Origin of the sequence: Xanthomonas euvesicatoria, from assembly GCF_013112235.1 — a bacterium.
Classification (GTDB): Bacteria; Pseudomonadota; Gammaproteobacteria; order Xanthomonadales; family Xanthomonadaceae; genus Xanthomonas; species Xanthomonas euvesicatoria.
This window is the reverse complement of sequence record NZ_JABFFS010000001.1, coordinates 2,549,065-2,567,149: the sequence shown is the minus strand read 5'-3', so window position 1 is coordinate 2,567,149 and position 18,085 is coordinate 2,549,065. Positions and strand designations below refer to the sequence as shown.

Here is an 18,085-nt window from a genome sequence, read left to right as displayed (position 1 = left end):
CGGCGATTCGGCGTGTCGCCGTCTCAATGCATCATGTTGACATTCATGTTGTGCAGCACCCACAGCGAGCCGACGATCACGATGCCGATGATCAGCAGCGAGAACAGGCCCACCTGCACGTTGGAGCGCTGCTCGGGCGTGCGGTCCATGTGCAGGAAGTACACCATGTGCACCAGCATCTGCACCGCGGCCATGACCGAGATCACGACGATGGTGACACCCTTGGAGAACGCGCCGCTCATCACCATCGCAAACGGGATGACGGTGAGGATCACGGCCATCACAAAGCCGATCAGGTAGGACTTCAGGCCGCCGGCATGCGCATCGGCAGCGGTATCGGTGTGGTGGTGATTGGCCATTACAGCGCTCCCAGCAGATAGACGACGGTGAACACACCGATCCAGATGATGTCCAGGAAGTGCCAGAACAGGCTCAGGCAGGCCAGACGCGTGCTGTTGCGCGCGGTCAGGCCGTTCTTGGAAATCTGGATCACCAGCACGGCCATCCACAGCAGGCCGGAGGCCACGTGCAGGCCGTGCGTGCCCACCAGTGTGAAGAATGCAGACAGGAACGCACTGCGACCCGGACCGGCACCCTCATGGATCAGGTGGTTGAACTCCCATACTTCCATGCACAGGAAGCCGATACCCAGCAGCGCGGTGACGGCCAGCCAGCCGTATAGGCCGCCCATCTTGCGCTTGTGCGCGGCAATCATCGCAAAGCCGAAGCTCAGGCTGCTGAACAACAGCAGGAAGGTTTCCACCAGCACGAACTTCAGATCGAACAGCTCCTTGGCGGTCGGCCCGTCCACCGTGGCGCCAGAGAGCACCGCATAGGTGGCGAACAGACCGGCAAACAGCAGGCAGTCGCTCATCAGATAGACCCAGAACCCGAAGACGGTGTTGCCACCGCCGTCGTGATGCTCGTGGTCGTGATCGTGGCCGCCCGCGTGGGCGGCGTGGTCAAGCGTGGTCGAGGAAGCCATGGTCATACCACCTTCGCGGCCTGCGCCGCCTGTTGCTGTTCGAGCAGGGCGAAACGTGCGTTTTCGATGCGCTCCACTTCGTCGGCCGGCACCCAGTAATCGATGTCGTCATCGAAGGTGCGCGCGATGAAGCTGCCGATCATGCCCACCAGGCCGATGATGGCCAGCCACCAGATGTGCCAGATCAGACCGAAGCCCAGCAGCACACTGAAGGCACCGATATAGACGCCAGCGCCGGTGTTACGCGGCATGTGGATCGCTTCGTACTTGGACGGACGCACCCAGCCCTTGCCATTCTGCTTGTCGGCCCAGAACTGATCGCGGTCGTCGATGTGCGGCAGCACGGCGAAGTTGTAGAACGGCGGCGGCGAGGAGGTTGCCCATTCCAGCGTACGGCCATCCCACGGGTCGCCCGTGTAGTCCATATGTTCCTTGCGCTTCCACACGCTGTAACCGATCTGCACCAGGTTCAAGAAGATGCCCATGCCGATGATGGCAGCACCCACCGCGGCCACGTACAGCCACGGCGCCCACTCGGGGTGGTTGTAGGTGTTCATGCGACGGGTCATGCCCATGAAGCCAAGCACGTACAGCGGCATGAAGGCCACGAAGAAACCGATGATCCAGCACCAGAACGAGGCCTTGCCGATCTTCTCGTTGAGCTTGAAGCCGAACGCCTTCGGGAACCAGTAGGTCAGGCCCGCCAGGTAACCGAACACCACGCCGCCGATGATCACGTTATGGAAGTGCGCGATCAGGAACAGGCTGTTGTGCAGCACGAAGTCCACGGCAGGAATCGCCAGCATCACGCCGGTCATGCCGCCAATGGTGAAGGTGATGATGAAGCCGATCGTCCACAGCACCGGCGAGGTCATGTGCACGCGACCGCGGAACATGGTGAACAGCCAGTTGAAGATCTTCACGCCGGTCGGGATCGAGATGATCATCGTCGTGATGCCGAAGAAGGCATTGACGTTGGCACCCGAGCCCATGGTGAAGAAGTGGTGCAGCCACACCACGAACGACAGCACGCCGATGCACGAGGTGGCGTACACCATCGAGGTGTAGCCGAACAGGCGCTTGCGGCTGTAGGTCGCAATCAACTCGGAGAAGATGCCGAATGCCGGCAGGATCAGGATGTAGACCTCCGGGTGACCCCAGATCCAGATCAGGTTGACGTACATCATGGCGTTGCCGCCACCGTCGTTGGTGAAGAAGTGCGTGCCCAGGTAACGGTCGGCACCCAGCAGCGCCAGCGCCACGGTCAGGATCGGGAACGCGGCGATGATCAGGATGTTGGTGATCAGCGCAGTCCAGGTGAAGATCGGCATGCGCATCAGGGTCATGCCCGGCGCGCGCATGCGCATGATCGTCACGAAGAAGTTGATGCCGGTCAGCAACGTGCCTAAACCGGACACCTGCAGCGCCCAGATGTAGTAATCGACACCGACCCCAGGGCTGTACTCCAGCCCCGACAACGGCGGGTACGCCAGCCAACCGGTCTGCGCGAATTCACCAACGCCCAGCGAGATGTTGATCAGCGCCGCGCCGGCCACGAACAGCCAGAAGCTCAGCGAGTTCAGGAACGGAAAGGCCACGTCGCGCGCGCCGATCTGCAGCGGCACGATCAGGTTCAACAGGCCGGTCATGAACGGCATGGCCATGAAGAAGATCATGATCACGCCGTGCGCGGTAAAGATCTGGTCGTAGTGATGCGGAGGCAGCACGCCTTCGCCACCGCCGCCGGCCAGCGCCTGCTGGGTGCGCATCATCGCCGCGTCGGCGAAGCCGCGCAGCAGCATGACAAGCGCCACGATGATGTACATCACGCCGATGCGCTTGTGATCCACCGAGGTGAACCACTCTTTCCAGAGATAGCCCCACAGCTTGTACTTGGTGATGGCGCCCGCGATGAGCAGGCCGAGCAGGCCGGCACCACCCAGCGCGACCATGATGATCGGCTCGTGGTACGGAACTGCCTCGATGGTGAGTTTGCCTAGCATCACTTGTCTCCAGAAGTGCACATGGCGACCGGCTCCGTAGCCGATGCCTGATGGTCGCCGTGGCCCTTACTGTGGCCCGGACCATTCATGTATTTGTCGACCAGCGAGCGGAACATGCCGTCCTGCACCGACGAGTAGTAGGTGACCGGATACTGTTCCTTGTCGTTGCGATTGGCTGCCAGCACCTGGTACTCGGCAGCGTTCAACGCGGTCGGCGATGCCTTGACCTTGGCCACCCAGGCCTCGAAGCCGGCCTGATCGACGGCGTGCGCCTTGAAGCTCATCTTCGAAAAGCCGTGGCCGCTGTAGTTGGTCGACAGGCCGAAGTATTCGCCCGGCTCGTTGGCCACCAGGTGCAGCTTGGTTTCCATGCCCGCCATGGCGTAGATCATGGTGCCCAGGTGCGGGATGAAGAACGAGTTCATCACCGTGTCGGAGGTGATCTTGAAGTTCAGCGGCGTGTGCACCGGGAACGCGATCTCGTTGACGGTGGCGATGTTCTGGTCGGGGTAGATGAACATCCACTTCCAGTCCAGCGACACCGCTTCGATGTTGATCGGCTTGACGTCCGAATCCAGCGGCCGGTACGGGTCCAGCGCGTGCGACGAGCGCCAGGTCAGCACCGCCAGCACCAGGATGATCACGCACGGGATCGACCACACCACCACTTCGATGGCAGTAGAGTGCGACCAGTCCGGCTCGTAGCGCGCCTTGGTGTTGGATGCGCGATATTTCCATGCGAACGCAATCGTCATCACGATCACCGGGATGACCACGATCAGCATCAGCACCACCGAGGTGATCAGCAGTTGCTTTTCGTCGTGGCCGATCTGGCCTTTCGGATTGAGGATGGCCGAGTTGCAGCCTGCCAGCAGCAGGAAGGGCAACATCAGACCTGGACGAAGTAAACGCCCGAGCTGTTTCAGCGGAATCATCGGTCGATCCAAGTGCGAAGGAACGCCAGCCTCGTTCGTCGTATCGGTCGCGGGATGTTCCCGACGCAGCTGTCTTCCTGGAGGAGATGAACTGCGCAGACCGAAGACACGGGTTAGCGCGCTAATTTTAGTCTTTGCTGCACCTGCACGAAACCCATTGGCAATGATCTGACGCAATAAAAGCGCGCCAATTTGTGCGACATGTTGTCGCAGCGCAGCGCGAGGCAAGAATTGCGCCGTTGCGGCCGCCGAACGGGAAGCGCCTGCGCGGCTGCAACACACGCGGGCAATGCGTGAAACGCGGCACTCGACGCCTCAAAACGCAACTGGGCCGGCACAGGCCGACCCAGTCTTGAAGCGTGGTGCCGGAAATAGGAATCGAACCTACGACCTACGCATTACGAATGCGCCGCTCTACCAACTGAGCTATTCCGGCGAGCCGCCAATTGTAGGAGCGCAGCCGCCCCCGGGTCAATCGCTGCAGGCACCGCGTCGCGCCTGCACCGTCATGCCGGAAGCAGTCGCGTCAGCTGACCAGACGCAAGCGCAGCTCCTTGGGAAGCGCGAAGACCATCGATTCCGGCTCGCCTTCCAGTTCGGAGACGCCGGCTGCGCCCAATTCGCGCAAGCGCGCCAGCACGCCATCGACCAGCACCTGCGGCGCAGAGGCGCCGGCGGTCAGGCCGATATGCTGCTTGCCAACGATCCAGGCCGGGTCGATCTCGCTGGCGTTGTCGATCAGGTAGGACTCCACCCCGTCGCGCCGGGCCAGTTCGCTCAGCCGGTTGGAATTGGAGCTGTTGGGCGAACCGACCACCAGCACCAGATCGCACTGGCGCGCCAGATCGCGGACCGCGTCCTGGCGGTTCTGGGTGGCGTAGCAGATGTCGTCGTGGCGCGGCCCCTGCATGGCCGGATACCGGGCCCGCAGGGCTTCGATGATGCCCATGGTGTCGTCCACCGACAGCGTGGTCTGGGTAGTGTAGGCAAGGTTATCGGGTTGGCGGACATCGAGCGTGGCGACCTGTTCGATGTCTTCGACCAGGTAGATCGTGCCCGCCCCGCGCTCGCGGCTCCACTGCCCCATCGTGCCTTCCACTTCCGGGTGCCCGGCGTGGCCGATCAGCACCACGTCGCGGCCGGCCCGGCAGTGCCGCGCCACCTCGAAATGCACCTTGGTCACCAGCGGGCAGGTAGCGTCGAACACCTTCAGCCCACGCCGCTCGGCCTCCTGACGCACCGCCTGCGAGACGCCGTGCGCGCTGAAGATCACGGTGGCATCGTCGGGCACCTCGTCGAGTTCTTCGACGAAGATCGCGCCACGCTGCTTGAGGTCATCGACCACGAAGCGGTTGTGCACGACCTCGTGCCGCACATAGATCGGCGCGCCCAGCGTCTCGATCGCACGCTTGACGATCTCGATCGCACGGTCGACACCGGCACAAAAACCACGGGGATTGGCGAGCAGGACATCCATGGCGGGCATTCTACGGGAATGAGGGATGCGGGGTCGGACCGGGCGGCATGCGCCTGCAGGCAGGCTTCAGCGCAGATTCCCGGTTCCCGGCTCCTGCTTGCCGGATTTGTCGAACAAGCCGAACACGGCAATTCCGATCGCGCCGCCCACGATCGCCGAGTCGGCGATATTGAACGACGGCCAGGTATGGCTGCCGATGTACCACTGGATGAAATCCACCACGTGGCCGTGCATCAGCCGGTCGATCACATTGCCGATCGCCCCGCCGATCACCAGCGCATACGGCAGCGCGCTGCGCCACTGCCCGCGCGCGGTGCGCGAGAGCCAGAACGCCAGCAGGCCGCTGATGCCCACCGCCAATGCAGTGAAGAACCATAGCTGCCAGCCGCCGGCATCGCTCAGAAAGCTGAAGGCCGCGCCGGTGTTGTAGGTGCGGTACCAGTTCCAGAAGCCGTCGATCACCGGCACCGGGGTGTACTCGGGCAGGCTGGACAGCACCCAGGCCTTGCTCCACTGGTCCAGGCCGACCACCAGCACAGAGAGCAGCAGCCAGATCAGGGCGGAGGGATTGGGGCGTTGACTCATGTCGAAGGATCGCAGTTGGTGGCCGCTGCTCCGATGCCGGAGAAGACGCCTGGGTGGGAGACAGTGACGGCAGCGGCAGAAAACGACAGATGCACGATTGCAGGCGGACAAGCATGGCACGGGCAGCTCGACCAGCCGCGCCGCCCTGACCGCGTGCATGCCCCAAGCTTCAGCAAGCCAGGCGCACGGCGGAATGGCCGCCTCGCCGCAGGGCGACCAGGGCTACCCCGGCAGCTGACGCGAGCTGCGCCAGCGCCAGAGGCCGGCAGTGTGCGTGGCGAGATCCCCGCCACGCGCCGCCGCCGGCGAGGCCGCGTCAGAACCAGCGACGCTGCTCGCCCGGACCTTCGATATTGCTGACGCAACGGCTGCACAGTTCCGGGTGACGCGGGTCGCTGCCCACGCTGGCCTGGTGGTGCCAGCAGCGCACGCACTTGGCCTTGGTGGTGGGCTGCGCACTGACGAAGATGTCGTCGGTGCTGGCTGCGGTCACGGTGACATCGCCACTGATGAACAAAAAGCGCAGTTCCTCGGCCAGCGGCTGCCAGCGCGCAGCGGTCTGCGCATCGGCGGCCACGGTGATCTCCGCTTCCAGCGCCGCACCGATCGCGCCATTGGCACGCATCGGCTCCAGCACCTTGGCCACCTGCTCGCGCAGGACCAGCAACTTGTCGAAATCCGCACCGGTCAATGCAGCATCGGCCGGCAACGGCGCAAGGCCGTCGTACCAGGTGGCGAACAGCACGTTGTCGACATGCTGGCCCGGCAGGTAGCCCCACAGTTCCTCGGCGGTGAAGCTCAACACCGGCGCGATCCAGCGCACGAACGCCTCGGCCACGTGGTACATCGCGCTCTGCGCCGAACGGCGGCCGCGTGCGTCTTCGGCCATCGTGTACAGGCGGTCCTTGGTGACGTCCAGGTACAGCGAGCCCAGGTCCACGCTGCAGAAATTCAGCAGCGCCTGCACGATCTCGGCGAAGTCGTAGCGCGCGTAGGCGGCCACGATCTTTTCCTGCAGCTCGTGGGCACGATGCACGATCCAGCGGTCCAGCAGCACCATCTGGTCCAGCGCCACCAGGTGCTGCAGCGGATCGAAACCATGCAGGTTGCCGAGCAGGAAGCGCGCGGTGTTGCGCAGCCGGCGGTAGGCATCGGCGTTGCGCTTGAGGATCTCCTGCGACAGCGACATTTCGTTGCTGTAGTCGGCAGAAGCGATCCACAGGCGCAGGATGTCCGCGCCCAGCGTCTTCATGATGTCCTGCGGTTCGATGCCGTTGCCCAGCGATTTGGACATCTTGCGGCCGTGCTCGTCCACGGTGAAGCCGTGGGTGAGGCACTGTTTGTACGGCGCGGCCTTGTCCATCGCCACGCCGCTCAGCAGCGAGGACTGGAACCAACCGCGGTGCTGGTCGGAGCCCTCCAGATACAGGTCGGCCGGCTTGGGCAGGCCACGATCCGGAAGCACCGCTTCGTGCGTCACGCCGGAGTCGAACCACACATCCAGGATGTCGGTGATCTTCTCGTAGTCGGCCGCCTCGCTACCCAGCAGCTCGGACGCGTCCAGCGTGTACCAGACATCCACACCGCCCTGCTCCACGCGGTCGGCCACCTGGCGCAGCAACTCGGTGCTGCGCGGATGCGGTTCGCCGGTTTCGCGATGCACGAACAAGGCGATCGGCACGCCCCAGGTGCGCTGCCGCGAAATGGTCCAGTCCGGGCGCCCGTCGACCATGCCGGCGATGCGCGCCTGGCCCCAGGACGGATACCAATGCACGTTTTCGATGGCTTTCAGCGCATCGGCGCGCAGATTGGCCTGCTCCATCGAGATGAACCACTGCGGCGTGGCGCGAAACGCAATCGGCGTCTTGTGCCGCCAGCAATGCGGATAGCTGTGCTCCATCTTGCTGGCCGCCAGCAGCACACCGGTGCCGCGCAGCGCGTCGATAATGACGTCGTTGGCCTTCCAGATATGTAGGCCGGCCAGCGCGGTATCGCCCAGCGGCGGCGTCGACGGCAGATACACGCCGCGCCCGTCCACCGGATTGATCTGCGCGGCGCCATAGCGCTCCAGCAGACCGTAGTGCTTGGAGACCTGATAGTCCTCCTGGCCGTGACCCGGTGCGGTATGCACGGCGCCGGTACCGTCCTCGGCCGACACGTGATCGCCCAGCAGCAGCGGGATCTCGCGTTCGGCATAGAACGGGTGGTTCAGCAGCATCTGCTCCAGCGCGGCGCCCTTGGCATGGCCGTGCACCACGACAGCATCCACGCCGTAGCGCGCCAGCGCCTTGGCAGCCAACGCTTCGGCGATCACCAGCCAGCGCGGCTGGCCGCGATCGGCCGGGCCTTCCACCAGCACATAGTCCAGCTCCGCGCCCAGGCTCACCGCCAGCGACGCCGGTAGCGTCCACGGCGTGGTGGTCCAGATCGGCACCGCCACACCCACGCCACTCGGTAGCGTCGCGCCGAATGCGGCAGCCACTGCACCTGGATCGCGCGCCGGATAGGCGATATCCACCGTCGGCGACACCTTGTCGGCGTATTCGATCTCGGCCTCGGCCAGCGCCGAACCGCAATCGAAGCACCAGTGCACCGGCTTGACGCCGCGGGTCAGATGGCCGTTGTCGACCACCTTGGCCAGCGCGCGGATTTCGTTGGCTTCGAAGCGGAAATCCAGCGTCTTGTACGGGTTGTCCCAATCGCCGATCACGCCCAGGCGCTTGAAATCGCGTCGCTGCAGATCGATCTGCTCGGTGGCGTACTCGCGGCATTTCTGCCGGAATTGGGCCGCATCGAGCTTGACGCCGACCTTGCCGTATTTCTTTTCGATCGCGATCTCGATCGGCAGGCCGTGGCAATCCCAGCCCGGGATGTACGGCGCGTCGAAGCCGGCCAGATACTTCGACTTGACGATGATGTCCTTGAGGATCTTGTTGACCGCATGGCCCAGATGGATCTGGCCATTGGCATACGGCGGGCCGTCGTGCAGCACGAACAACGGGCGGCCGGCGGCATTGGCACGCAGCTGCGCGTAGAAGCCCTCGCGCTCCCAGCGCTCCAGCATCGCCGGCTCGCGCTTGGGCAGGTCGCCGCGCATCGGAAATTCCGTCGCAGGCAGATGAAGAGTGGCTTTGTAGTCTTGGGTCACAGGAATCTACCGTTGCGCTGGATTGCTTGAGAAGTCCGCACATGGATGTGCGGGCTCTTGCGAGGGACTCGCATTATCTTCGGGCTCTTGCAAGGGACTGGCCGTACTCGAGGGTTGTTGCTCAGCATGCATCTGCGCCGCCAGCACCTCACGTGCCTGCTCGGCATCGCGGTGCATCTGCACGGTCAGCGCCTCCAGGCCATCGAATTTTTCTTCGTCGCGCAGCTTGGCGACAAATTCCACGGCAATGTGCCGGCCATACAGATCGCATTGGAAATCGAACAAGTGCGCTTCCAGCAGCGGCTCCACGCCCGCTACCGTGGGGCGCGTGCCGAAGCTCGACACCGACGGCCACGGCCGTTCGGCCACGCCGTGCACCCAGGTTGCATAGATCCCCGACAACGCCGGCGTGCGCGGAAAGCGCAGGTTGGCGGTGGGATAGCCCAAGGTCCGGCCAAGCTGCTTGCCGCGCACGACCCGGCCACCGATGGCGTACGGGCGACCGAGCAAGTCGCCAGCGTGGGCAAATTCGCCGGCGCCGAGCAGTTCGCGAATCCGCGTCGCTGAAATCCGCTCCCCATGCAGATGCACCGGCGCAATCTCGCCCGCCACAAACCCATGCTGCTCGCCAAGCGTACGCAACAGGCCGATGTCGCCGCTGCGTCGATGGCCGAAACGGAATTCCGGGCCAATCCAGACTTCGCGCGCGCGCAGCCGGCCAACCAGCGCCAGCCGCACAAAATCTTCCGCACGCATCTTGGACAGGCGACCGTCGAAACGGATCATGCCCACGCTGTCGGCGCCGAACCCGTATAAGCCTTCGATCTTGGCGCGCGCCAGGGTCAGACGCGGCGGCGGCGCGGCGGGTGCGAAGAATTCACGCGGTAGCGGCTCGAAGCTCACCGCCACTGCCGGCACACCGAGTGCGCGGGCACGCGCCACGGCGTGTTGCACCAGCGTCCGATGCCCCAGATGCAGGCCATCGAAGGCACCGATGCAGACCACGCTTCCGCGCGGGAACAGCGTCCCGCCTTCGACGTCTCTAAACAGCCTGCTCATTCCTCGATCCAAACAGATGCCGGCCCGCCGGCCGACCCTCGTTGATACATAACCTGCAAGTATAGCCGTGCCTGTCAAGCCGTATGGCACCTTGGCGTGGCAGCGCGCCACCGCCTGCGGTGCGCGGGGATGCGCAACCTCAGCCAGCGCAGGCGACCGTGCCGCGCATTCGTTCGGCTGTCGCCTCAGCCTTCGCGCAGATGCCGCGGCCGCAGCCCCAGCGCCAACTGCGCGACCAGATACGTCGCCCCGCCACTGCCCACCAGTACCGCCAGCCAGCCGATGCGGTTCCACTTGTCCATCTGCGTAAACGACGGCAGCCACCACAGCAGGCTCAACAGCACTGCCACCATCGCCGCGCACGCCAGCAGCAGACGCAGCGTATAGCCCCCCCAGCCCGGGCGGCGCTGGTACACGCCGGACTTGCCCAGCCAATACCACAGCAATCCCAGATTGAGATAACTCGACAATGCACTGGCGATACCCAACGCCAGATGCAGGCCCGGCTGCTTGCCCAGCGCCTGCATCACACCCTGCGCCTTGAGTTCGGGCGGCACCATGATCTGGTACACGACCGCCAGCAACGCGAAGTTGAACACCATGTTGGCGATCAGCGCCGCCACGCCCGCACGCACCGGGGTGCGGGTGTCCTGGCGTGCGTAGAAGGCCGGCAGCAGCACCTTCAGCATGGCGTAGGCCGGCAAACCGAAGCTCAGACCGTAGACCGACATCGCCGTCATGCGGGTGTCGAACGCGGTGAACTGGCGGTACTGGAACAACGTCGCCACCAACGGTTCGGCCAGCAGCAGCAGGCCGAGCATGGCCGGCATCGCGATCAGCAAGGTGGTGCGAAATCCCCAGTCCAGCGCGCCGGAGAAAGCGCTGCGGTCGGTCTTGACGTGATGGCGGGCCAGCGCCGGCAGGATCACCGTGCCCAGCGCCACACCGAACACACCCAGCGGCAGTTCCAGGAACCGGTCAGCCAGCGACAACCACGACTGCGACCCATCGGCCAGGCGCGCGGCGATCACCGTATCCAGCATCAGGTTGATCTGCGCAATCGACGAGCCGAACAAGGTCGGGATCATCAAGGTCAGCACCTTGCGCACATCCGGGTGATTCCAGCCCCAGCGCGGCAGCGTCAGCAGGTCGATACCCTTCAGCGCCGGCAACTGGAACAGCAACTGCAACGCACCGGCCACCAGGACCGCCCAGCCCAGCGCCAGGATCGGGACCTCCAACCGCGGCGCCAACCACAGCGCGCCGGCAATCATGCACAGATTGAGGATGACCGGCGTCAGCGCCGGAATGGCAAAGCGCTGGAAGCTGTTGAGCGCGCCGCCGGCCAGCGCCGTCAACGAGACGAACAGCAGGAACGGAAAGGTCAGCCGCAACAGATCGACCAACAAACCGTATTTTTCAGGATCGGTGGCCGCACCATCGGAAAACACCGCGGCCAGTTGCGGGGTGAAGATCAGCCCCAGTGCGGTGATCAGCAGCAACATCCCGCCCAAGGTGCCGGACACGCGCGCCATCAGCTCGCGCAGGTCGGCATGCGGGCGGGTCTCCTTGACCTCGGTGAACACCGGCACGAACGCAGTGGCGAACGAGCCTTCGGCGAACAGCCGGCGCAGGAAATTGGGAATGCGGAAGGCCACCCAGAACGCGTCGGTCACCGCATTGGCGCCGAAGGTGGTGGAAATCGCCTGGTCGCGGATCAGGCCCAGCACCCGCGAGATCATGGTCATACTGCTGAATGAGAGCAGGCCTCTCAACATGCCGGGCTTGCTCACTCTGCATCCCTCTTGACAACCGACTTGACGTACATATCCGGGTCCATCATACTTTCGCGCTTGCTTTTTCCACCATACCGATTTTTCAGGAACCCACCACCGTGGCCAATATCAAGTCCGCCAAGAAGCGCGCCAAGCAGACCATTGTGCGCAATGAGCGCAACACCGGTCAGCGCTCGATGCTGCGCACCGCCGTCAAGAAGGTGATCAAGGCCCTTGACGCCAACGATGCTGCAGGCGCCGAAGCTGCTTTCGCCGTTGCCCAGCCCATCCTCGACCGTTTCAGCGCCCGTGGCCTGATCCACAAGAACAAGGCTGCACGCCACAAGAGCCGCCTGACCGCGCGCATCAAGGCCATCAAGGCCGCGTAAGCGATCGGTTTGCGCATTGCCGGGAGCCTGGCTTCCGGCAATACAGAAAAACCCGGCCTTGGCCGGGTTTTTTGTGTGCCTGCGCCTGCACTCAGCCTGCATTGCGTGCATCGAGCTCGTCTTCGCGCTGGCGGTCGAAGAACGCCATCACGTCCTTCATGATCGGGAACGTGCCGTCACGCCCGAGGGCGGACACCAGGTACCACGGCGCCGTCCAGCCCAACTCGGCCACGATGCTCTCTGCGGCGGCACGCGCCTCGTCTTCGAACATCAGGTCGGCCTTGTTGAGCACCAGCCAGCGTGGCTTCTTGAGCAACTCGGGATCGTGCCGTTCCAGTTCGCGTTCGATGGTGCGCACCTGATCGGCCGGCGATACGCCGTCCACACCACCCTCGCCATACACGCCCAGCGCAGGCGAAATATCCACCAGATGCAGCAGCAGGCGGGTGCGCTGCAGATGGCGCAGGAACTGCGTGCCCAGACCGGCACCGTCGGCAGCACCTTCGATCAGGCCCGGAACGTCGGCAATGACGAAACTGCGGTACGCCTCGACACTGACCACGCCCAGATTCGGGTACAGGGTCGTGAACGGGTAGTCGGCCACCTTCGGCGTGGCCGAGGACACTGCGCGGATCAGGGTGCTCTTGCCGGCATTGGGGAAACCCAGCAGGCCAACGTCGGCCAGCAGCTTCAGTTCCAGCTTGAGCAAACGCTCCTCGCCCTCCTCACCGGTGGTGGCCTGGCGTGGCGCACGGTTGACCGAGCTCTTGAAATGCATGTTGCCCAGGCCGCCCTTGCCGCCCTTGGCGACCAGCAAGCGGTCGCCGTGCCGGGTCAGGTCGCCGATCACTTCGTCGGTCTGCACATTGATCACCACGGTACCGACCGGCACCACGATGATGCGGTCTTCGCCGCCCTTGCCGTAGGCCTGGCGGCCCATGCCGTTCTCGCCGCGCTGCGCCTTGAAGGTGCGCTCATGGCGGAAATCGACCAGCGTGTTGACGTTCTCGTCGGCCACGATCCAGACGCTACCGCCCGCACCGCCATCGCCGCCATCGGGCCCACCCAGCGGAATGAACTTCTCGCGGCGAAAGCCGACACAGCCGTTGCCGCCATTACCGGCGGTGACCAGGATTTCTGCTTCGTCGACTAACTTCATGGGATGACAACCGGGAATGGAGAATGGGGAATCGGGAATCGGCACAGCGAGTGGCCGCCTCCTGCCAGCAAGAATGCTTGCCAGCACAGCCGCGGAATCCGGTCGGGGTGCAGAATCGCTTTTCCGATTCCCTGCTCCCCATTCCCGATTCCCAGCCGTCAAACGAAAAACCCCGCAAAAGCGGGGCTTTCCGTCTTGCCCATAAGGCATTACCGCCTCATGGACTGGCCTGCATGGAGCGGGCGATTACGCCTCGGCAACCACGCTGACGGTACGACGCTTCTTCGGACCCTTGGTGGAAAACTCCACCTTGCCGTCGACCAGCGCAAACAGCGTGTGGTCACGACCCAGGCCGACGCCGGCGCCCGGATGGAACTGGGTGCCGCGCTGACGCACGATGATGTTGCCGGCGTCGATGGCCTGGCCACCGAAGATCTTCACGCCGAGGTACTTCGGATTCGAATCGCGACCGTTGCGCGAGGAACCTACGCCCTTTTTATGTGCCATGACTGGTTCTCCTTACTTCTTGTCGCCACCGGCAATGCCGGTGATCTCGATTTCGGTGTAGTGCTGACGGTGTCCCTGACGCTTCATGTGGTGCTTGCGGCGGCGGAACTTGATGATGCGCACCTTGTCGGCGCGGCCGTGGGCCACGACCTTGGCGGTGACCGAGGCGCCCTTCAGCGCATCGCCCAGCTTGATGCCATCGCTATCGCCCAGCATCAGGATGGTGTCGAACTTGATCTCGTTGCCAGCTTCGACTTCGAGCTTTTCCACGCGGAGCGTTTCGCCCTGCGCGACGCGGTATTGCTTACCGCCGGTTACCAGAACTGCGTACATGACCAGGTGTTCCTCTGTAGTTATTATGGTCGCCTGCCTTGCCCATGGGGCAGACAGGAGCGGAATTGTACTGGCTTAGCCGGTTTCGGGTCAAGTCGCAAGCAGCCTGGCCGCGACTGGCCCGCATTGGGCTGGTAGAACGCATCATCCGGCCGCCACAACGGCCCCGGCAGACTGGCATTTGGGGCAATTGCCCTCACCTAGGTCGGCGGGTAGGCTGATCGACTGCCACTCATTCCTGCTGAGCACGCTCGCACCACTGCCGGTTCGCCGGCCCGACATCGGATCCCCCATGGCGATGGATTTCATCCGCATCCGCGGCGCGCGGACGCACAACCTCAAGAACATCGACCTCGACCTGCCCCGCGACAAGTTGATCGTGATTACCGGCCTGTCCGGCTCGGGCAAGTCGTCGCTGGCGTTCGACACCATTTATGCAGAAGGCCAGCGCCGCTACGTCGAGTCGCTGTCGGCGTATGCGCGCCAGTTCCTCAGCGTGATGGAAAAGCCGGACCTGGACCACATCGAAGGCTTGTCGCCGGCGATTTCGATCGAACAGAAATCCACCTCGCACAACCCGCGCTCCACCGTCGGCACGATCACCGAGATCTACGACTACCTGCGCCTGCTGTACGCGCGCGTGGGCCAGCCGCGTTGCCCGGACCACGGCTTCCCGCTGGAAGCGCAGACCGTCAGCCAGATGGTCGACCACATGCTCACCCAGGATCAGGAGCAGCGCTACATGTTGCTGGCCCCGGTGATCCGCGACCGCAAGGGCGAGCATGCGCAGGTGTTCGAGCAACTGCGTGCGCAGGGCTTCGTGCGCGTGCGCGTGGACGGCGAGCTCTATGAAATCGATGCGGTGCCGCCGTTGGCGTTGCGCCAGAAGCACACCATCGAGGCAGTGATCGACCGCTTCCGTCCGCGCGAGGACATCAAGCAGCGTCTTGCGGAAAGTTTCGAGACCGCGCTCAAGCTCGGCGAAGGCATGGTGGCGGTGCAGTCGCTGGACGACCCGGCGGCCGCGCCGCACCTGTTCTCGTCCAAGTACAGCTGCCCGGTGTGCGACTACTCGCTGCCGGAGCTGGAACCGCGTCTGTTTTCGTTCAACGCACCGGTGGGCGCCTGCCCCAGCTGCGATGGCCTGGGCGTAGCCGAATTCTTCGACCCCGATCGCGTGGTGGTGCATCCGGAACTGTCGCTGTCGGCCGGCGCGGTGCGCGGCTGGGACCGGCGCAATGCCTATTATTTCCAGCTGATTGCCTCGCTGGCCAAGCACTACAAGTTCGACGTGGATGCGGTGTGGAACACGCTGCCGGCCAAGGTGCGCCAGGCGGTGCTGTTCGGCAGCGGCGATGAGGTGATCAGCTTCACCTACTTCACCGATGCGGGCGGGCGCACCACGCGCAAGCACCGCTTCGAGGGCATCCTGCCGAACCTGGAACGCCGTTACCGCGAAACCGAATCGCCAGCGGTGCGCGAAGAACTGACCAAGTACGTCAGCCAGCAGCCCTGCCCCGCGTGCAACGGCACGCGCTTGAATCGCGCTGCGCGCAACGTGTTCGTGGCCGATCGCCCGCTGCCCGAGCTGGTGGTGCTGCCGGTCAACGAGGCGTTGAATTTCTTCCGCGGCCTGTCGTTGCCGGGCTGGCGTGGCGAGATCGCGGCCAAGATCGTCAAGGAGATTGCCGAGCGGCTGGGCTTCCTGGTCGACGTGGGCCTGGATTACCTCACCCTGGAGCGCAAGGCCGACACCTTGTCCGGTGGCGAGGCGCAGCGCATCCGCCTGGCCAGCCAGATCGGTGCCGGCCTGGTCGGGGTGATGTACGTGCTGGACGAGCCCTCGATCGGCCTGCACCAGCGCGACAACGAGCGCCTGCTCGGCACGCTGACGCGGCTGCGCGACCTGGGTAACACGGTGATCGTGGTCGAGCATGACGAAGATGCGATCCGCCTGGCCGACCACGTGCTGGACATCGGCCCCGGCGCCGGCGTGCATGGCGGCGAGATCTGCGCGCAAGGCACGCTGGACGACATCCTGAAATCGCCACGCTCGTTGACCGGCCAATACCTGTCGGGCAAGCGCCGCATCGAGATTCCCAAGCAGCGCCACAAGCCCAACCCGAAGATGATGCTGCATCTGCGCGGGGCCACCGGGAACAACCTGAAGAATGTCGACCTGGACATTCCCGCCGGCCTGCTGACCTGCATCACCGGCGTGTCCGGCTCGGGCAAGTCGACGCTGATCAACGATACCTTGTTCACCCTGGCGGCCAACGAGATCAATGGCGCCTCGCACACCGTGGCGCCGCATCGCGAAGTCGAAAACCTGGACCTGTTCGACAAGGTGGTGGATATCGACCAGTCGCCGATCGGGCGCACGCCGCGTTCCAATCCGGCGACCTATACCGGCATGTTCACGCCGTTGCGCGAGCTGTTCGCGCAGGTACCGGAGGCGCGTGCACGCGGTTATTCGCCGGGGCGTTTCAGTTTCAATGTGCGTGGCGGACGCTGCGAGGCCTGCCAGGGCGACGGCATGATCAAGGTGGAAATGCACTTCCTACCCGATGTCTACGTGCCCTGCGATGTCTGCCACGGCAAGCGCTACAACCGCGAAACGCTGGAGATCCGCTACAAGGGCTTCAACATCAGCGACGTGTTGCAGATGACCGTGGAAGATGCGCTGCGCCTGTTCGAACCGGTGCCGTCGATCGCGCGCAAGCTGGAAACGCTGGTCGATGTGGGTCTGAGCTACATCAAGCTGGGCCAAAGCGCGACCACGCTCTCCGGCGGTGAAGCGCAGCGCGTCAAGCTATCCAAGGAACTGTCGCGTCGCGATACCGGGCGCACCTTGTACATCCTGGACGAGCCGACCACCGGCCTGCACTTCCACGATATCGAAGCGTTGCTCGGCGTGCTGCACAAGCTGCGCGACGAAGGCAACACGGTGGTGGTGATCGAACACAATCTGGACGTGATCAAGACCGCCGACTGGATCGTGGACCTGGGCCCGGAAGGTGGACATCGCGGCGGCACCATCCTGATTTCCGGTACGCCGGAAGACGTGGCCGCGCATAAGCCGTCCTATACCGGGCAGTTCCTGGCCAAGATGCTGCCATCGGTGAAGGCGCGCGAGACGCGTCCGGCGGCGATGGCCAACAAGCCCGATGCGCGCCCGCCGCGCAAGGTCAAACCGGAGAAGGTGGGCAAGGCCGCCAAATCCGCCACCAAGAAGACTGCGAAGAAGAAGGCAAGCTGATGAGCGAACACAAGGTACTGGCACGCATTCCGATCAGCGTGCGCTGGCGCGACATGGACAGCATGGGCCATGTCAACAACGCCAAGTACATTTCCTATCTGGAAGAAGCGCGGGTGCGCTGGATGCTGGGCGTGCAAGGCGTGGCGATGACCGACCGCATCGCGCCGGTGGTGGCCGCCACCAATGTCAACTACAAGCAGCCGTTGATCTGGCCCAACGACATCACCGTCGAGTTGTTCGTCGAACGCCTGGGCACCAGCAGCGTGACCATCGGCCACCGCATCTTCGACCAGAAGGACGACAGCAAGCTGTACTCAGATGGCAACGTGGTGGTGGTGTGGATCGATACGCAGACCGGCAAGAGCGCCGCGCTGCCGGATGCGGTGCGCGCGGCCAGCAGCTGAATTCCCACCGCCTCATTCGCTGAGGCTGCAGCGCGAAAGATCGGCGGCGGCTCCGTGTGGAGCCGCC

Annotated in this window: 15 protein-coding genes and 1 tRNA gene; 3 read left to right on the top strand and 13 right to left on the bottom strand. The window is 64.1% G+C overall.

The window, feature by feature from the left end:
- Positions 1-23: 23 nt before the first annotated feature.
- From cyoD to murJ, 10 genes are all read right to left on the bottom strand, one after another.
- Complete coding sequence (cyoD, locus tag HLH45_RS11105; RefSeq protein WP_003484294.1) at positions 24-359, bottom strand: cytochrome o ubiquinol oxidase subunit IV; 336 nt, start codon at positions 357-359, stop codon at positions 24-26.
- Entirely contained in the window at positions 359-991 is a 633-nt protein-coding gene (cyoC, locus tag HLH45_RS11100) for a cytochrome o ubiquinol oxidase subunit III (protein WP_008577121.1), read from the bottom strand. Before cyoC ends, cyoD begins: the two co-directional genes overlap by 1 nt.
- Entirely contained in the window at positions 988-2,988 is a 2,001-nt protein-coding gene (gene cyoB / locus HLH45_RS11095; RefSeq protein WP_003484298.1) for a cytochrome o ubiquinol oxidase subunit I, read from the bottom strand. The genes cyoC and cyoB overlap by 4 nt, the downstream gene beginning before the upstream one ends.
- Entirely contained in the window at positions 2,988-3,923 is a 936-nt protein-coding gene (cyoA, locus tag HLH45_RS11090; RefSeq protein ID WP_011346764.1) for a ubiquinol oxidase subunit II, read from the bottom strand. The genes cyoB and cyoA overlap by 1 nt, the downstream gene beginning before the upstream one ends.
- A gap of 360 nt (positions 3,924-4,283) precedes the next feature.
- A tRNA-Thr gene (locus tag HLH45_RS11085) sits at positions 4,284-4,359 on the bottom strand.
- A 90-nt stretch (positions 4,360-4,449) separates the two neighbouring features.
- The gene (gene ispH, locus HLH45_RS11080) at positions 4,450-5,400 is read right to left on the bottom strand and encodes a 4-hydroxy-3-methylbut-2-enyl diphosphate reductase (protein ID WP_014089639.1); all 951 of its coding nucleotides are present in this window, start codon (positions 5,398-5,400) and stop codon (positions 4,450-4,452) included.
- Positions 5,401-5,466: 66 nt separating this feature from the next.
- Positions 5,467-5,985 (bottom strand): signal peptidase II, encoded by a 519-nt coding sequence (gene lspA, locus HLH45_RS11075; protein ID WP_008577115.1) that lies wholly within the window; start codon positions 5,983-5,985, stop codon positions 5,467-5,469.
- 316 nt (positions 5,986-6,301) lie between these two features.
- A complete protein-coding gene (ileS, locus tag HLH45_RS11070) occupies positions 6,302-9,133 on the bottom strand; it encodes an isoleucine--tRNA ligase (protein ID WP_033479258.1) in 2,832 nt (943 codons plus the stop codon).
- Positions 9,134-9,139: 6 nt separating this feature from the next.
- Positions 9,140-10,192, bottom strand: coding sequence for a bifunctional riboflavin kinase/FAD synthetase (locus HLH45_RS11065; protein WP_008577112.1), 1,053 nt, complete (start codon positions 10,190-10,192; stop codon positions 9,140-9,142).
- A gap of 185 nt (positions 10,193-10,377) precedes the next feature.
- Entirely contained in the window at positions 10,378-11,970 is a 1,593-nt protein-coding gene (gene murJ / locus HLH45_RS11060) for a murein biosynthesis integral membrane protein MurJ (RefSeq protein ID WP_008577111.1), read from the bottom strand.
- A 116-nt stretch (positions 11,971-12,086) separates the two neighbouring features.
- Here murJ and rpsT point away from each other — a divergent pair, with 116 nt between their 5' ends.
- Entirely contained in the window at positions 12,087-12,356 is a 270-nt protein-coding gene (rpsT, locus tag HLH45_RS11055) for a 30S ribosomal protein S20 (protein ID WP_003484323.1), read from the top strand.
- 91 nt (positions 12,357-12,447) lie between these two features.
- On the opposite strand, the gene obgE is transcribed toward rpsT, so the two are convergent.
- The 3 genes from obgE to rplU all read right to left on the bottom strand — a co-directional run bounded on the left by obgE (position 12,448) and on the right by rplU (position 14,355).
- Positions 12,448-13,515 (bottom strand): GTPase ObgE, encoded by a 1,068-nt coding sequence (obgE, locus tag HLH45_RS11050; RefSeq protein WP_011346750.1) that lies wholly within the window; start codon positions 13,513-13,515, stop codon positions 12,448-12,450.
- A 246-nt stretch (positions 13,516-13,761) separates the two neighbouring features.
- Positions 13,762-14,022, bottom strand: a complete 261-nt coding sequence (gene rpmA / locus HLH45_RS11045; protein WP_003484326.1) for a 50S ribosomal protein L27 — start codon at positions 14,020-14,022, stop codon at positions 13,762-13,764.
- Positions 14,023-14,034: 12 nt separating this feature from the next.
- Positions 14,035-14,355, bottom strand: a complete 321-nt coding sequence (gene rplU / locus HLH45_RS11040; protein WP_003484328.1) for a 50S ribosomal protein L21 — start codon at positions 14,353-14,355, stop codon at positions 14,035-14,037.
- A gap of 292 nt (positions 14,356-14,647) precedes the next feature.
- On the opposite strand from rplU, the gene uvrA reads away from it, so the two are divergent.
- Both uvrA and HLH45_RS11030 read left to right on the top strand, forming a co-directional pair.
- Positions 14,648-17,614: an excinuclease ABC subunit UvrA gene (gene uvrA, locus HLH45_RS11035; protein ID WP_008574733.1), complete on the top strand. Its 2,967-nt coding sequence runs from the start codon at positions 14,648-14,650 to the stop codon at positions 17,612-17,614.
- Complete coding sequence (locus HLH45_RS11030) at positions 17,614-18,018, top strand: acyl-CoA thioesterase (RefSeq protein ID WP_007967522.1); 405 nt, start codon at positions 17,614-17,616, stop codon at positions 18,016-18,018. Before uvrA ends, HLH45_RS11030 begins: the two co-directional genes overlap by 1 nt.
- Positions 18,019-18,085: the final 67 nt, after the last annotated feature.

Excerpts from the sequence above, each read along its gene's own strand:
- rplU (WP_003484328.1), bottom strand. The coding sequence starts at position 14,355 with ATGTACGCAGTTCTGGTAACCGGCGGTAAGCAATACCGCGTCGCGCAG.
- cyoD (WP_003484294.1), bottom strand. The coding sequence starts at position 359 with ATGGCCAATCACCACCACACCGATACCGCTGCCGATGCGCATGCCGGC.
- cyoC (WP_008577121.1), bottom strand. The coding sequence starts at position 991 with ATGACCATGGCTTCCTCGACCACGCTTGACCACGCCGCCCACGCGGGC.
- cyoA (WP_011346764.1), bottom strand. The coding sequence starts at position 3,923 with ATGATTCCGCTGAAACAGCTCGGGCGTTTACTTCGTCCAGGTCTGATG.
- rpmA (WP_003484326.1), bottom strand. The coding sequence starts at position 14,022 with ATGGCACATAAAAAGGGCGTAGGTTCCTCGCGCAACGGTCGCGATTCG.
- cyoB (WP_003484298.1), bottom strand. The coding sequence starts at position 2,988 with ATGCTAGGCAAACTCACCATCGAGGCAGTTCCGTACCACGAGCCGATC.
- ispH (WP_014089639.1), bottom strand. The coding sequence starts at position 5,400 with ATGGATGTCCTGCTCGCCAATCCCCGTGGTTTTTGTGCCGGTGTCGAC.
- HLH45_RS11065 (WP_008577112.1), bottom strand. The coding sequence starts at position 10,192 with ATGAGCAGGCTGTTTAGAGACGTCGAAGGCGGGACGCTGTTCCCGCGC.
- lspA (WP_008577115.1), bottom strand. The coding sequence starts at position 5,985 with ATGAGTCAACGCCCCAATCCCTCCGCCCTGATCTGGCTGCTGCTCTCT.
- uvrA (WP_008574733.1), top strand. The coding sequence starts at position 14,648 with ATGGCGATGGATTTCATCCGCATCCGCGGCGCGCGGACGCACAACCTC.
- HLH45_RS11030 (WP_007967522.1), top strand. The coding sequence starts at position 17,614 with ATGAGCGAACACAAGGTACTGGCACGCATTCCGATCAGCGTGCGCTGG.
- obgE (WP_011346750.1), bottom strand. The coding sequence starts at position 13,515 with ATGAAGTTAGTCGACGAAGCAGAAATCCTGGTCACCGCCGGTAATGGC.
- murJ (WP_008577111.1), bottom strand. The coding sequence starts at position 11,970 with ATGTTGAGAGGCCTGCTCTCATTCAGCAGTATGACCATGATCTCGCGG.